Source organism: Pseudomonas benzenivorans, assembly GCF_024397895.1.
GTDB classification, from domain to species: domain Bacteria; phylum Pseudomonadota; class Gammaproteobacteria; order Pseudomonadales; family Pseudomonadaceae; genus Aquipseudomonas; species Aquipseudomonas benzenivorans_A.
Window position 1 is genome coordinate 3,548,492 of sequence record NZ_CP073346.1, and the last position, 13,032, is coordinate 3,561,523.

At 64.1% G+C, this 13,032-nt stretch carries 17 protein-coding genes; 9 read left to right on the top strand and 8 right to left on the bottom strand.

Going from position 1 to position 13,032, the window contains the following annotated elements:
- Nucleotides 1-6: 6 nt before the first annotated feature.
- The 8 genes from ptsN to KDW96_RS16640 all read right to left on the bottom strand — a co-directional run bounded on the left by ptsN (nt 7) and on the right by KDW96_RS16640 (nt 5,946).
- Nucleotides 7-471 (bottom strand): PTS IIA-like nitrogen regulatory protein PtsN, encoded by a 465-nt coding sequence (ptsN, locus tag KDW96_RS16605; RefSeq protein ID WP_255837324.1) that lies wholly within the window; start codon nt 469-471, stop codon nt 7-9.
- A gap of 15 nt (nt 472-486) precedes the next feature.
- Entirely contained in the window at nt 487-795 is a 309-nt protein-coding gene (gene hpf / locus KDW96_RS16610; protein ID WP_255837325.1) for a ribosome hibernation-promoting factor, HPF/YfiA family, read from the bottom strand.
- A gap of 175 nt (nt 796-970) precedes the next feature.
- The gene (locus KDW96_RS16615; RefSeq protein WP_255837326.1) at nt 971-2,479 is read right to left on the bottom strand and encodes an RNA polymerase factor sigma-54; all 1,509 of its coding nucleotides are present in this window, start codon (nt 2,477-2,479) and stop codon (nt 971-973) included.
- 133 nt (nt 2,480-2,612) lie between these two features.
- Complete coding sequence (gene lptB / locus KDW96_RS16620) at nt 2,613-3,338, bottom strand: LPS export ABC transporter ATP-binding protein (RefSeq protein ID WP_255837327.1); 726 nt, start codon at nt 3,336-3,338, stop codon at nt 2,613-2,615.
- A gap of 2 nt (nt 3,339-3,340) precedes the next feature.
- Nucleotides 3,341-3,883, bottom strand: coding sequence for a lipopolysaccharide transport periplasmic protein LptA (gene lptA, locus KDW96_RS16625; RefSeq protein ID WP_255837328.1), 543 nt, complete (start codon nt 3,881-3,883; stop codon nt 3,341-3,343).
- Nucleotides 3,870-4,439 carry an LPS export ABC transporter periplasmic protein LptC gene (gene lptC / locus KDW96_RS16630; protein ID WP_255837329.1) on the bottom strand — a complete coding sequence of 190 codons (570 nt, stop codon included), beginning with the start codon at nt 4,437-4,439 and terminating at the stop codon, nt 3,870-3,872. The genes lptA and lptC overlap by 14 nt, the downstream gene beginning before the upstream one ends.
- Nucleotides 4,440-4,447: 8 nt before the next feature.
- Nucleotides 4,448-4,972 carry a KdsC family phosphatase gene (locus KDW96_RS16635; RefSeq protein ID WP_255837330.1) on the bottom strand — a complete coding sequence of 175 codons (525 nt, stop codon included), beginning with the start codon at nt 4,970-4,972 and terminating at the stop codon, nt 4,448-4,450.
- Nucleotides 4,972-5,946: a KpsF/GutQ family sugar-phosphate isomerase gene (locus KDW96_RS16640; protein WP_255837331.1), complete on the bottom strand. Its 975-nt coding sequence runs from the start codon at nt 5,944-5,946 to the stop codon at nt 4,972-4,974. The genes KDW96_RS16635 and KDW96_RS16640 overlap by 1 nt, the downstream gene beginning before the upstream one ends.
- Nucleotides 5,947-6,183: 237 nt before the next feature.
- Here KDW96_RS16640 and KDW96_RS16645 point away from each other — a divergent pair, with 237 nt between their 5' ends.
- The 9 genes from KDW96_RS16645 to hisD all read left to right on the top strand — a co-directional run bounded on the left by KDW96_RS16645 (nt 6,184) and on the right by hisD (nt 13,014).
- Entirely contained in the window at nt 6,184-6,993 is an 810-nt protein-coding gene (locus KDW96_RS16645; RefSeq protein WP_255837332.1) for an ATP-binding cassette domain-containing protein, read from the top strand.
- Entirely contained in the window at nt 6,993-7,790 is a 798-nt protein-coding gene (gene mlaE / locus KDW96_RS16650; protein WP_255837333.1) for a lipid asymmetry maintenance ABC transporter permease subunit MlaE, read from the top strand. Before KDW96_RS16645 ends, mlaE begins: the two co-directional genes overlap by 1 nt.
- A complete protein-coding gene (mlaD, locus tag KDW96_RS16655; RefSeq protein WP_255837334.1) occupies nt 7,790-8,260 on the top strand; it encodes an outer membrane lipid asymmetry maintenance protein MlaD in 471 nt (156 codons plus the stop codon). The genes mlaE and mlaD overlap by 1 nt, the downstream gene beginning before the upstream one ends.
- A gap of 14 nt (nt 8,261-8,274) precedes the next feature.
- Nucleotides 8,275-8,907 carry an MlaC/ttg2D family ABC transporter substrate-binding protein gene (locus KDW96_RS16660; protein ID WP_255837335.1) on the top strand — a complete coding sequence of 211 codons (633 nt, stop codon included), beginning with the start codon at nt 8,275-8,277 and terminating at the stop codon, nt 8,905-8,907.
- Nucleotides 8,904-9,212: an STAS domain-containing protein gene (locus tag KDW96_RS16665; protein WP_255837336.1), complete on the top strand. Its 309-nt coding sequence runs from the start codon at nt 8,904-8,906 to the stop codon at nt 9,210-9,212. Before KDW96_RS16660 ends, KDW96_RS16665 begins: the two co-directional genes overlap by 4 nt.
- 134 nt (nt 9,213-9,346) lie before the next feature.
- On the top strand, nt 9,347-9,586 hold the full coding sequence (locus KDW96_RS16670; protein ID WP_255837337.1) for a BolA family protein: 240 nt from the start codon (nt 9,347-9,349) through the stop codon (nt 9,584-9,586).
- 15 nt (nt 9,587-9,601) lie between these two features.
- The gene (murA, locus tag KDW96_RS16675; protein WP_255837338.1) at nt 9,602-10,867 is read left to right on the top strand and encodes a UDP-N-acetylglucosamine 1-carboxyvinyltransferase; all 1,266 of its coding nucleotides are present in this window, start codon (nt 9,602-9,604) and stop codon (nt 10,865-10,867) included.
- Nucleotides 10,868-10,944: 77 nt separating this feature from the next.
- Nucleotides 10,945-11,580, top strand: a complete 636-nt coding sequence (gene hisG, locus KDW96_RS16680) for an ATP phosphoribosyltransferase (protein ID WP_255837339.1) — start codon at nt 10,945-10,947, stop codon at nt 11,578-11,580.
- Nucleotides 11,581-11,703: 123 nt separating this feature from the next.
- Nucleotides 11,704-13,014: a histidinol dehydrogenase gene (hisD, locus tag KDW96_RS16685; RefSeq protein WP_255837341.1), complete on the top strand. Its 1,311-nt coding sequence runs from the start codon at nt 11,704-11,706 to the stop codon at nt 13,012-13,014.
- Nucleotides 13,015-13,032: the final 18 nt, after the last annotated feature.

Sequence of the window (13,032 nt, forward strand, 5' to 3'; positions counted from 1 at the left end):
TAAGTCCTAACGGCTGTTTTGCACGTCCACCACGACCTGGTACAGGGACTCGCTGCTTTGCGCCTGGCGCAGGCGTTCGCGCACGTCGCTGCGGTCAAGCATGCTGGCGATCTGGCGTAGCAGTTCCAGGTGCTCGTCGGTCGCCGCCTCGGGTACCAGCAGGACGAACAACAGGTCGACCGGGGCACCGTCGATGGCGTCGAAGTCGACTGCTGCATCCAGCCGCAGCAGGGCGCTGATCGGGGCGCTGCAGCCGGGTAGGCGGCAGTGCGGAATGGCGATGCCGTTGCCGAAACCGGTGGAGCCGAGCTTTTCGCGGGCGATCAGGCTCTCGAAAATGTCCTGTCCATCCAGGTCGGGCAGCTCGCGCGCCACCAGGTTGGCAATCTGTTCGAGTACGCGTTTCTTACTGCCGCCCGGCACGTTCACCAGGGAACGGCCGGGGGTCAGGATATTTTCAAGTCGGATCATAGGAGGTGAGCGAGGTCAGCGGGCCATGGCGCCCTGCTGGCGTTCGAGCTGCTTTTCCTTGTGCTTGATGAGTTGTCGGTCGAGTTTGTCGGTGAGCAGGTCGATGGCTGCGTACATGTCGTCGTGTTCGGCGTTGGCGACCACTTCGCCGCCGGCGATGTGCAAGGTCGCTTCGATTTTCTGCTTGAGCTTCTCGACCTCCATGGTGACCTGCACATTGGTGATCTTGTCGAAGTGGCGCTCCAGTCGATTGAGTTTCTCGTCGATGTAGTCGCGTAGGGCGTCGGTCACATCCAGTTGATGTCCACTGATGTTGACTTGCATACCGCTTTCTCCTTGTTGCCGTGTGTAAGAGGCAGGCTGTGGAGCCTGCCGCGGGAACACCTTGGCGTGGAAGACTGTGGCACTTCGCTCCCCTCGCGAGCCGGTTTGGCCGCGCGTGGACATGGAGCGAGCGGTGCTCTGTTGTGTGTTGACCTGTCTTCCGTTGAGTGCCGCCTTACATCAACCGCTTGCGCTCACTGGAGGGCGCTATACCGAGGGATTCACGGTATTTGGCGACCGTGCGGCGGGCCACTTGAATGCCCTGTGCCTCCAGTAAACCAGCGATCTTGCTGTCACTCAACGGCTTTTTTGCATTTTCCGCGGCCACCAGTTTCTTGATGATCGCGCGGATGGCGGTCGAGGAGCATTCGCCGCCTTCGGCGGTGCTGACGTGGCTGGAGAAGAAGTACTTCAGCTCGTAGATGCCTCGCGGGGTATGCATGAACTTCTGCGTGGTGACCCGCGAGATGGTCGATTCGTGCATGCCGACCGCTTCGGCGATGTCGTGCAGCACCAGCGGCTTCATCGCCTCGTCGCCGTAGTCGAGGAAGCCGCGCTGATGCTCGACGATCTGGGTGGCGACCTTCATCAGGGTCTCGTTGCGGCTCTGCAGGCTCTTGATGAACCAGCGGGCTTCCTGCAGCTGATTGCGCATGAAGGTGTTGTCGGCGCTGGAGTCGGCGCGCTTGACGAAGCCGGCATACTGCGGATTGACCCGCAGGCGGGGCATGGCTTCCTGGTTGAGTTCGACCAGCCAGCGCTCGTTGTGCTTGCGCACGATGACGTCCGGCACCACGTACTCCGGCTCCCCCGACTGGATCTGCGAGCCGGGTCGCGGGTTGAGGCTCTGGATCAGCTCGATGACCTGGCGCAGCTCGTCTTCCTTGAGCTTCATGCGCCGCATCAGCTGGCTGTAGTCGCGGTTGCCCAGCAGGTCGAGGTAGTCGCCGGCCAGGCGCTGGGCTTCGGCCAGCCAGGGCGTCTTGGCGGGCAGTTGGCGCAGCTGCAACAGCAGGCACTCGCGCAGGTCGCGGGCGGCGATGCCGGCCGGCTCGAACTGCTGGATGCGGTGCAGTACCGCCTCCACTTCGTCGAGCTCGATGTCCAGTTCCGGGTCGAAGGCCTCGAGCACTTCCTCGAGACTCTCCTGCAGGTAGCCCTGCTCGTTGATGCAGTCGATCAGGGTGACGGCGATCAGGCGATCCTTGTCCGACATCGGCGCCAGATTGAGCTGCCAGAGCAGGTGGCTTTGCAGGCTCTCGCCGCTGGAGGTGCGGGTGGTGAAGTCCCACTCGTCGTCGTCGTTGCTCGGCAGGCTGCTGGCGCTGGTCTGGTAGACGTCTTCCCAGGCGGTGTCGACCGGCAGCTCGTTGGGGATGCGCTCGTTCCACTCGCCATCTTCCAGGTTGTCCACCGTCTGCGAGGTTTCCTGGTAGCTGGTCTCCTGGTAGGGCTCTTCCTGCTTGGTGGCCGGGGTGGGGGTGTCGGCGCCATCGGCCATGGGGTCGGAGTTGTCGAAGTCGTCGCCGTCTTCCTGGCGCTCAAGCATCGGGTTGGACTCCAAGGCCTCCTGGATCTCCTGTTGCAGATCCAGGGTGGACAGTTGAAGTAGGCGAATGGCCTGTTGCAGCTGCGGGGTCATCGTCAGCTGCTGGCCCATCTTCAGGACTAGCGATGGTTTCATTGCAGACCTTTTATACCGGCGTCTGTGCGCGATCCACTACAGGGCGCCGTGGCGCCACTAGGAAGCAAATTATATGCCCGACCCCGAGTGTTTTGCCTAGCTCTTGCTGCAGTTCGGCGGTGAAAAGCCGCAGCTAGAGGCGGAACTCGTGGCCCAGGTAAACCTCTTTGACCATCTGGTTGGCCAGGATGGCGGCGGCATCGCCTTCGGCGATCAGTTGGCCGTCGCTGACGATGTACGCCGTTTCGCAGATGTCCAGGGTTTCGCGCACGTTGTGATCGGTGATCAGCACGCCGATGCCCTTGGCCTTGAGGTGATGGATGATCTGCTTGATGTCGCCGACCGATATCGGGTCGACCCCGGCAAAGGGCTCGTCGAGCAGAATGAACTTGGGCGAGGTGGCCAGCGCGCGGGCGATCTCCACGCGGCGCCGTTCACCGCCGGACAGGCTCATGCCGAGGTTGTCGCGGATATGGCTGATGTGGAACTCCTGCAGCAGGTTCTCCAGCTCGTCACGACGCGCGGCGCGGTCCAGCTCCTTGCGGGTCTCGAGGATGGCCATGATGTTGTCGGCCACGCTGAGCTTGCGGAAGATCGAGGCTTCCTGGGGCAGGTAGCCGATGCCGGCGCGAGCGCGGCCATGCATGGGCTGGTGGCTGACGTCGTGGTCGTCGATCAGCACGCGGCCCTGGTCGGCCCGTACCAGGCCGACGATCATGTAGAAACAGGTGGTCTTGCCGGCACCGTTGGGGCCGAGCAGGCCGACGATCTGCCCGCTGTCGATGCTCAGGCTGACGTCGCGGACGACCTGGCGGCCCTTGTAGCTCTTGGCCAGGTGTTGGGCTTTCAGAGTGGCCATTGCTACTGCGCCTGCTGGTCGGCTGGTTTGTTCTTCGGCTGGATCACCATGTCGATGCGCGGGCGCGGCGTGGACACCTTGGTGCCGGTGGCGCGCCCGGCGTTGACGATCTGGCGCTGGGTGTCATAGACGATTTTCTCGCCTTCGAAGGTGTTGCCTTCCTGAATCACCTTGGCCTGGTCGATCAGTACGATGCGCTCGCTGGCGGCGAAATACTGGATGGTCAGGCCGTAGGCCTTGACGATCTGCTTGTCGGCCGCCGGCTTCTGCTCGTAGTAGGCGGGCTTGCCGACGGACGTGAAGATCTCGATATCGCCCTGGGCGTTCTGGGTGATGGTCACGGTGTCGCCGGTGATCTTCAGCGTGCCCTGAGTGATGATGACGTCGCCGCGATAGACGGCCACGCCTTGCTTGTCGTCCAGCTCGGCGCTGTCGGCTTGCACGCGGATGGGCTGGTCACGGTCGGATGGCAGCGCCCAGGCGCAGGCGCTTCCGAGCGCGGCGCTCAAACTGAGTAGAAGGGGGAGGGTTTTAACGAACCTCATGCTGGCCTCTTACGTTGGACAGCAGGAGCATCCTGCCGTCATTCAAGTACGCTTTCATTCCTTGCGCCGTGGTCACCCCGTTCGCCGCATCGATTCTAACGGCTTGCTGGGTCTGCGCATATTCCTTCTCGGGGAACAGTGTCAGGCGGCTGGTGGTGAGAATCGTGGGGCGGCCCTTGGCGTCGGTACGATCGACCCGCACCTGGTCGATCAGTTCGACCTCCTTGCCTTCGGGGGCCACCTCGCCCCGGGCGCTGCGAATCTTCCAAGGGTAAGCGCTGCCGCGGTACAGGTGCATGTTCGGCTCGGTCAGCAGGGTGATGTCGCTGGCCTGGACGTGCTCCAGCTTGCTGGCCGTCATCTCGTAGTGCAGTTTGCCGTCGGCCTGATACTGCACGGTGTTGGCATTGACCACGTAGAAGTCGATGGCGTTTGGCGTGCCCACCGCCGCCGGCCTGTCCGAGAAGCTGTCGGGGTTGATATTCCAGTACCCGACGGCGGCCAGCAGGGCGGCGGCGAGGGTGAACAGGACCGGTGTCAGCAGTTTACGCAGCATAGTGAGCTCTACAGGTAGGCGGCTTGGGCGGCGTCGAGACTGCCCTGGGCGCGCATGATCAGCTCGCAGAATTCGCGGGCCGCGCCTTCACCGCCGCGGGCCTGGGTCACCCCGTGGGCGTGCTGGCGGACGAAGCTGTCGGCGCTGGCGACGGCCATGCCCAGGCCGACTCGGCGTATTACCGGTAGGTCCGGCAGGTCGTCGCCGAGGTAGGCGACCTGTTCATAGCTTAGGCCGAGTTCGCCGAGAAGCTCGTCGAGCACCGCCAGTTTGTCCTCGCGGCCCTGGTACAGGTGCTGGATGCCGAGGTTCTGCGCGCGGCGCTCGACCACCGGGGTCGTGCGCCCAGTGATGATGGCGGTGCGCACGCCCGAGGCGATCAGCATCTTGATGCCGTGGCCGTCCAGGGTGTTGAACGTCTTGAACTCGCTGCCGTCGACCAGGAAGTACAGCTTGCCGTCGGTGAGTACGCCGTCGACGTCGAAGATGGCCAGTTTGACCGCGCGGGCGCGGTTCTGCAGTTCGGGATTCATTACATCACTCCTGCGCGCAGCAAATCGTGCATGTTCAGCGCGCCGATCGGCCGGTCGGCTTCGTCGACCACCACCAGGGCATTGATCTTGTGGTCTTCCATGATCTTCAGTGCTTCGGCGGCGAGCATTTCGGCGCGGGCGGTCTTGCCGTGCACAGTCATCACCTCGTCGATCCGCGCCTGACGCACGTCGAGGCCGCGATCCAGGGTGCGGCGCAGGTCGCCGTCGGTGAAGATGCCGGCGAGGCGGCCATCGGGCTCGACCACTACGGTCATGCCCAGGCCCTTCTGGGTCATTTCCAGCAGGGCGTCGCGCAGCGAGGTGCCACGCCGCACCTGGGGCAGGCTGGCGCCGGCGTGCATCACGTTCTCGACCTTGAGCAACAGGCGCCGGCCGAGGGCGCCACCCGGGTGGGAGAAGGCGAAGTCTTCGGCGGTGAAGCCGCGGGCTTCGAGCAGAGCGATGGCCAGGGCGTCGCCGAGCACCAGGGAGGCGGTGGTGGAGGAGGTCGGTGCCAGGTTCAGCGGGCAGGCCTCCTTCGGCACCCGGGCGTCCAGATTGACCTCAGCGGCCTTGGCCAGTGGCGAGTCCGGATTGCCGGTCATGCTGATCAGGGTGATGCCCAGGCGCTTGATCAGCGGCAGCAGGGTAACGATTTCCGCGGTCGAGCCCGAGTTGGAAAGGGCCAGTACCACGTCGTCGCGGGTGATCATGCCCATGTCGCCATGGCTGGCCTCGGCCGGGTGCACGAAGAACGCAGTGGTGCCGGTGCTGGCCAGCGTCGCGGCGATTTTGCTGCCGATATGCCCGGACTTGCCCATGCCGACCACCACCACCCGGCCCTTGCTGGCCAGGATGAGTTGGCAGGCGCGGACGAAGTCGCCGTCGATCCGTTGCAGCAACTCTTCAACCGCCTCGAGCTCGAGGCGGATGGTCCGTTGTGCGGACTTGATCAGCTCATTGGGTTGATTCATAGCGTTAGTCGTGGGCAGGCCGAGGAAAAAGGCGGCGATTATAACGGGAAAGTGTCGCCTGCTCACCCATGAATCCTGTGGTCGCCGTCTCAGTGTCGCGTCGTTACCCGGTCGACATCTTGGGCGAGTCAATTGGCCGGTGGTATAGTGTGCGGCTGTTTCGGCCCGTCCGGCTGGCGTGGTGTCCTAGGTGCGGGGCGGCGCGTCTACCAGGGAGGCTGTTCGCAAGGAGTCCAGATGAGCGCCGAGAGTCAGTACGCGGTCGAGCTGAAAGGTGTGAGCTTTCGGCGAGGCGACCGGGATATTTTCAAGAATGTCGATATCCGCATTCCGCGCGGCAAGGTTACCGCGATCATGGGGCCCTCCGGCTGTGGCAAGACCACGCTGTTGCGCCTGATCGCCGCGGAGCTCAAGCCGCACCAGGGCGAGGTATGGGTCAATGGGCTCAACCTGCCCAAGCTCTCGCGCAGTGAATTGTTCGACATGCGCAAGCAGATGGGCGTGCTGTTCCAGAGCGGCGCGCTGTTCACCGATCTCGATGTGTTCGAGAACGTGGCTTTCCCCCTGCGCGTGCACACCCAGTTGCCCGAGGAGATGATTCGCGACATCGTGCTGATGAAATTGCAGGCCGTAGGGCTGCGCGGCGCCTATGAGCTGATGCCGGACGAGCTGTCCGGCGGCATGAAGCGGCGTGTGGCGCTGGCCCGCGCCATCGCCCTCGATCCGCAGATTCTGATGTACGACGAGCCCTTTGTCGGCCAGGACCCGATCGCCATGGGTGTGCTGGTGCGCCTGATTCGGCTGCTCAACGATGCGCTGGGCATTACCAGCATCCTGGTGTCCCATGACCTGGCCGAAACCGCGAGCATCGCCGACTACCTCTATGTGGTTGGCGACACCCAGGTACTGGGCCAGGGCACGCCGTCGGAATTGATGGAGTCGGACAACCCGCGCGTGCGTCAATTCATGCAGGGCACGCCAGATGGGCCGGTGCCGTTCCACTATCCGGCGGTGAGCTACCGCGACGACCTATTGGGGGGGCGCTGATGCGCAAGACATCTCCGCTCGAGCGCGTTCGTCTGTTCGGGCGCGCCGGTCTCGATGTGCTGGCCACGTTCGGGCGATCGAGCATTTTCCTGATGCGGGCAATCTTCGGGCGTGGCACCTCGGGCAAGCCGCTGCAGCTGCTGATCAAGCAACTGTATTCCGTGGGGGTGATGTCCCTGGCGATCATCGTGGTGTCCGGGGTCTTCATCGGCATGGTGCTGTCGCTGCAGGGGTTCAACATCCTGGCGCGCTACGGCTCGGAACAGGCGGTCGGGCAGATGGTGGCGCTGACCCTGTTGCGCGAGCTGGGGCCGGTGGTCACCGCCCTGCTGTTTGCCGGTCGCGCCGGCTCGGCGTTGACCGCGGAAATCGGCAACATGAAGTCCACCGAGCAGCTGTCCAGTCTGGCGATGATCGGGGTCGATCCGCTCAAGTACATCGTGGCGCCGCGACTGTGGGCCGGTTTCATCTCGATGCCGTTGCTGGCGATGATCTTCAGCGTGGTCGGGATCTGGGGTGGGGCGATGGTCGCCGTCGACTGGCTCGGCGTCTACGAGGGCTCATTCTGGGCGAACATGCAGAACAGCGTTTCCTTTCGCGAGGACGTGCTCAACGGTGTGATCAAGAGCCTCGTTTTCGCCTTTGTCGTCACCTGGATCGCCGTATTTCAGGGCTATGACTGCGAGCCGACCTCCGAAGGCATCAGTCGCGCCACGACTCGAACTGTTGTCTATGCCTCGCTGGCAGTACTGGGCTTGGACTTTATTCTGACCGCTTTGATGTTTGGAGACTTCTGATGCAAAACCGCACACTGGAAATAGGTGTCGGCCTGTTCCTGCTCGCCGGGCTGCTGGCGCTGCTGCTCTTGGCCCTGCGCGTCAGCGGCCTGGCGCTGGGCAGCGGCGACGATACTTACAAGGTCTATGCGCACTTTAACAATATCGCCGGTCTAACCGTGCGGGCCAAGGTGACGATGGCCGGGGTGACCATCGGCAAGGTGACGGCGATCGATCTGGATCGCGACAGCTACACCGGTCGGGTCACCATGGCCCTGGACAATAGTGTCGATAACCTGCCCGCGGACTCGACCGCATCGATCCTCACCGCTGGCCTGCTCGGCGAGAAGTACGTCGGCATCAGCGTGGGTGGCGAGGAGGAGCTGCTCAGCGATGGCAGCACCATCTACGACACCCAGTCGTCCCTGGTGCTGGAGGACCTGATCGGCAAGTTCTTGCTCAACTCGGTCAATAAAGACCAGTCCAATTAATCGGAGCTGTAAAGATGTTGAAGACGCTGCGTAATAGCCTGTTTCTGCTGCTGGCGGCCCTGCCGCTGTTTGCCGTGGCCGCACCCAGCGCCCACGAGGTGGTGCAGCAGACCACCGCGACCCTGCTGGCCGACCTCAAGGCCAACAAGGAGGAGTACCGCAACAATCCGGATGCCTTCTATACCGCGCTGAACAACATTCTCGGTCCGGTGGTGGATGTCGACGGCATCTCCCGCGGAGTCATGACCGTGCGCTACTCGCGTCAGGCGACGCCTGAGCAGATGGCCCGCTTCCAGGAGAGCTTCAAGCGCAGCCTGATGCAGTTCTATGGCAACGCCCTGCTCGAGTACAACAACCAGGATATCCGCGTGCTCCCGGCCAATGCCCAGCAGAGCCCGCAGCGCACTTCGGTGGACATGGAGATCAAGGATGGCAAGGGGGCGATCTACCCGCTGTCCTACACCATGGTCAGCGAGGGCGATACCTGGAAGATGCGCAACGTGATCATCAACGGCATCAACGTCGGCAAGCTGTTTCGCGACCAGTTCGCCCAGTCCATGCAAAATCATGGCAATGACCTGGACAAGGTGATCGATAGCTGGACCGAAACCGTGGCCAAGGCCCGTCAGGGCAAGGGCGAGTCGTGACCAAGGCGAACATCTCCGAGTCCGCTGCCGGTGAGATCCGTCTCCGCGGCGTGCTCGACTTTCGTACCGGGCCGGCTCTGCGCGAGCGGGGCGGCCAGTTGATCGGCGCCAGTCGCGCCGATACCTGTGTGATCGACTGCTCCGAGGTGGAGAAGTCCAGCAGCGTCGGCCTGGCGTTGCTTCTGGCGCTGGTCCGCGATGCCCAGGCGGCAGGCAAGGAGCCGATGCTGCGTGGCCTGCCCCAGGACATGCGCGAGATCGCCAAGGTTTCCGGCCTGCTGGAGATCCTGCCGCTGCAGGATTGAACAGCGGCGCCGGCAAGGGGGCAGTCGCCCCGTCGTCGAGCAGGGTTAGCGGGCGCAGGGCATTTTTTGTATGATGCTCGGCCCGCAGGCCTAGGCTCTGCTGTCGTTAATCCATACGCCGATCGAGGTTGAGCATGCAGGCCTTAGAAGTGAAGAGCCTCCTGGAGGCTAAACTGCCGAACACCCAGGTGGAAGTTGAAGGTGAAGGCTGTAACTTCCAGCTGAATCTGATTAGTGATGAGTTGGCCGCCTTGAGTCCGGTCAAGCGTCAGCAGCAAATCTACGCCCACCTCAATCCCTGGATCGCCGATGGCAGCATCCACGCGGTGAGCATGAAATTCTTCAGCCGTGCCGATTGGGCCACGCGCTCCTGAGGCGACGAGATAGCTATGGATAAGTTGATTATTACCGGCGGCGTGCGCCTCGATGGCGAAATCCGCATTTCCGGGGCGAAGAACTCCGCCCTGCCGATTCTCGCCGCGACCCTGCTGGGCGATGCGCCGGTGACCATCTGCAACCTGCCGCACCTGCACGACATCACCACCATGATCGAGCTGTTCGGGCGCATGGGCATCGAGCCGATCATCGACGAGAAGCTCAGCGTGGAAGTCGACGCGCGGGCGATCAAGACCCTGGTTGCGCCCTATGAGCTGGTCAAGACCATGCGCGCCTCGATCCTGGTGCTGGGGCCGATGGTCGCGCGCTTCGGCGAGGCCGAAGTGGCGCTGCCCGGCGGCTGCGCCATCGGCTCGCGCCCGGTCGACCTGCACATCCGCGGCCTCGAGGCCATGGGGGCGCAGATCGATGTGGAAGGCGGCTACATCAAGGCCAAGGCGCCGGAAGGCGGCCTGCGTGGCGCGCGCTTCTTCTTCGATACCGTCAGCGTCACCGGTACCGAGAACATCATGATGGCGGCCACTCTGGCCAAGGGTCGCAGCGTGCTGGAAAATGCCGCGCGCGAGCCGGAAGTGGTCGACCTGGCCAACTGCCTGATCGCCATGGGCGCCAAGATCGAGGGCGCGGGTACCGACACCATCACCATCGACGGCGTCGAACGCCTGCATGGCGCGCGTTTCAGCGTGATGCCCGACCGCATCGAAACCGGCACCTATCTGGTGGCCGCCGCCATCACCGGCGGCCGGGTCAAGGTCAAGGACGTCGATCCGACCACTCTCGAGGCGGTGTTGTCCAAGCTGCAGGAGGCCGGTGCGGAAATCACCAGCGGTACCGACTGGATCGAGCTGGACATGAAAGGCAAGCGGCCGAAGGCCGTGACCCTGCGTACCGCCCCCTATCCGGCGTTCCCCACCGACATGCAGGCGCAGTTCATCGCCCTCAACGCGATCGCCGAAGGTACCGGCACCGTCATCGAGACGGTGTTCGAGAACCGCTTCATGCATGTGCATGAAATGCTGCGCATGGGCGCGCAGATCTTGGTCGAGGGCAACACCGCCATCGTCACCGGCAGCGAGAAGCTCAAGGGCGCGCCGGTGATGGCCACCGACCTGCGCGCCTCCGCCAGCCTGGTGCTCGCCGCGCTGGTCGCCGAGGGCGATACGCTGATCGACCGCATCTACCACATCGACCGTGGCTACGAGTGCATCGAGGAGAAGCTGCAGCTGCTGGGCGCCAAGATCCGCCGCGTGCCGGGTTGATTCGCCGCGGCGCATAGCGCTGTCCGCCGCCGGCCCGCTAGGGCCGGCCTGGTCCAGGTTCAAAGGAAATTTGCGTCATGCTCACCATCGCGTTGTCCAAGGGTCGCATTCTCGACGATACCCTGCCGCTGCTCGCCGAAGCCGGCATCGTGCCGACCGAGAATCCGGATAAGAGCCGCAAGCTGATCATTCCCACCACCCAGGACGATGTGCGCCTGCTGATCGTGCGGGCCACCGACGTGCCGACCTATGTCGAGCACGGCGCGGCCGACCTCGGCGTGGCCGGCAAGGACGTGCTGATGGAATACGGCGGCCAGGGGCTGTACGAGCCCCTGGACCTGCGCATCGCCAAGTGCAAGCTGATGACCGCCGGGGCCGTCGGCGCGCCGGAGCCCAAGGGGCGCCTGCGAGTGGCGACCAAGTTCGTCAACGTGGCCAAGCGTTACTACGCCGAGCAGGGCCGGCAGGTCGAGGTGATCAAGCTGTACGGCTCGATGGAGCTGGCGCCGCTGGTCGGCCTGGCCGACAAGATCATCGACGTGGTCGACACCGGCAACACCCTGCGGGCCAACGGCCTGGAGGCCCAGGAGCTGATCGCCACCATCAGTTCGCGGCTGATCGTCAACAAGGCCTCGATGAAGATGCAGCACGCACGCATCCAGTCCCTGATCGACACCCTGCGCGAAGCGGTCGAGACGCGACACCCCAGCTGATACCTCAGGCGCGGCAAAAGGCCGCGCTCGCCTATCCGTGTCATAGCCAATTTTCTCGGGCGTCCATGCGGTGGGCTTGGTAGCCTAGCGACGCCCGAGCATTTGCCAATCATGAGGCCCGCTATGACTGCTCCCATCGCTATTCGCCGACTCGACGCCGCTGACCAGGACTTCGCCCGTCATCTGGATCATCTGCTGAGCTGGGAAAGCGTATCGGACGACGGCGTCAACCAGCGCGTGCTGGAGATCATCGATGCGGTGCGCAGTCGCGGCGATGCCGCCCTGGTCGAATATACCCAGCGTTTCGATGGCCTCGAGGTCGCCGGCATGGCCGACCTGATCCTGCCGCGCGAGCGCCTGGAGCTGGCCCTGACCCGTATCACCCCGGCTCAGCGTCAGGCGCTGGAGACGGCCGCCGAGCGGGTGCGCAGCTACCACGAGAAGCAGAAACAGGACTCCTGGCACTACACCGAGGCCGACGGCACCGTGCTCGGCCAGCAGGTCACCCCGCTGGACCGCGCCGGCCTCTATGTGCCGGGCGGCAAGGCGTCCTACCCCTCATCGGTGCTGATGAACGCCATCCCGGCCAAGGTCGCCGGCGTTCCGGAAGTGGTGATGGTGGTACCGACCCCGCGCGGCGAGATCAACGAGCTCGTCCTGGCCGCCGCCGCCATCGCCGGGGTCGACCGGGTCTTCACCATCGGCGGCGCCCAGGCCGTGGCGGCCCTGGCCTACGGCACCGAGAGCGTGCCGCCGGTCGACAAGATCGTCGGCCCGGGCAATATCTACGTGGCCACCGCCAAGCGTCACGTGTTCGGCAAGGTCGGCATCGACATGATTGCCGGCCCTTCGGAGATTCTGGTGGTCTGCGACGGCCAGACCGACCCGGACTGGATCGCCATGGACCTGTTTTCCCAGGCCGAACACGACGAGGACGCCCAGTCGATCCTGGTCAGTCCCGATGCGGCCTTTCTCGACCAGGTGGCGGCGAGCATCGCCAAGCTGCTGCCGACGATGGAGCGCAGCGAGATCATCCGCACCTCCATCGAGGGGCGCGGCGCGCTGATTCAGGTGGCCGACATGGCCCAGGCCATCGAGGTGGCCAACCGCATCGCCCCGGAACACCTGGAACTGTCGGTGGCCGACCCCGAGCAGTACCTGCCGCAGATCCGCCATGCCGGCGCCATCTTCATGGGTCGCTACACCGCCGAGGCCCTGGGTGACTACTGCGCCGGACCCAATCACGTGCTGCCGACCTCCGGTACCGCGCGCTTCTCCTCGCCGCTGGGGGTGTACGACTTCCAGAAGCGCTCGTCGATCATTTTCTGCTCGGCCGATGGCGCCTCCGAGCTGGGCAAGACCGCCTCGGTGCTGGCTCGCGGCGAGTCGCTGACCGCCCATGCGCGCAGCGCCGAGTACCGCATCAAGTTGTGAAGGTAGGGTGCGCCATGC

Excerpts from the sequence above, each read along its gene's own strand:
- KDW96_RS16645 (WP_255837332.1), top strand. The coding sequence starts at position 6,184 with ATGAGCGCCGAGAGTCAGTACGCGGTCGAGCTGAAAGGTGTGAGCTTT.
- KDW96_RS16670 (WP_255837337.1), top strand. The coding sequence starts at position 9,347 with ATGCAGGCCTTAGAAGTGAAGAGCCTCCTGGAGGCTAAACTGCCGAAC.
- hisD (WP_255837341.1), top strand. The coding sequence starts at position 11,704 with ATGACTGCTCCCATCGCTATTCGCCGACTCGACGCCGCTGACCAGGAC.
- murA (WP_255837338.1), top strand. The coding sequence starts at position 9,602 with ATGGATAAGTTGATTATTACCGGCGGCGTGCGCCTCGATGGCGAAATC.
- KDW96_RS16660 (WP_255837335.1), top strand. The coding sequence starts at position 8,275 with ATGTTGAAGACGCTGCGTAATAGCCTGTTTCTGCTGCTGGCGGCCCTG.
- lptC (WP_255837329.1), bottom strand. The coding sequence starts at position 4,439 with ATGCTGCGTAAACTGCTGACACCGGTCCTGTTCACCCTCGCCGCCGCC.
- KDW96_RS16640 (WP_255837331.1), bottom strand. The coding sequence starts at position 5,946 with ATGAATCAACCCAATGAGCTGATCAAGTCCGCACAACGGACCATCCGC.
- lptB (WP_255837327.1), bottom strand. The coding sequence starts at position 3,338 with ATGGCCACTCTGAAAGCCCAACACCTGGCCAAGAGCTACAAGGGCCGC.
- ptsN (WP_255837324.1), bottom strand. The coding sequence starts at position 471 with ATGATCCGACTTGAAAATATCCTGACCCCCGGCCGTTCCCTGGTGAAC.
- mlaD (WP_255837334.1), top strand. The coding sequence starts at position 7,790 with ATGCAAAACCGCACACTGGAAATAGGTGTCGGCCTGTTCCTGCTCGCC.
- lptA (WP_255837328.1), bottom strand. The coding sequence starts at position 3,883 with ATGAGGTTCGTTAAAACCCTCCCCCTTCTACTCAGTTTGAGCGCCGCG.
- hpf (WP_255837325.1), bottom strand. The coding sequence starts at position 795 with ATGCAAGTCAACATCAGTGGACATCAACTGGATGTGACCGACGCCCTA.
- KDW96_RS16635 (WP_255837330.1), bottom strand. The coding sequence starts at position 4,972 with ATGAATCCCGAACTGCAGAACCGCGCCCGCGCGGTCAAACTGGCCATC.
- KDW96_RS16615 (WP_255837326.1), bottom strand. The coding sequence starts at position 2,479 with ATGAAACCATCGCTAGTCCTGAAGATGGGCCAGCAGCTGACGATGACC.
- mlaE (WP_255837333.1), top strand. The coding sequence starts at position 6,993 with ATGCGCAAGACATCTCCGCTCGAGCGCGTTCGTCTGTTCGGGCGCGCC.
- hisG (WP_255837339.1), top strand. The coding sequence starts at position 10,945 with ATGCTCACCATCGCGTTGTCCAAGGGTCGCATTCTCGACGATACCCTG.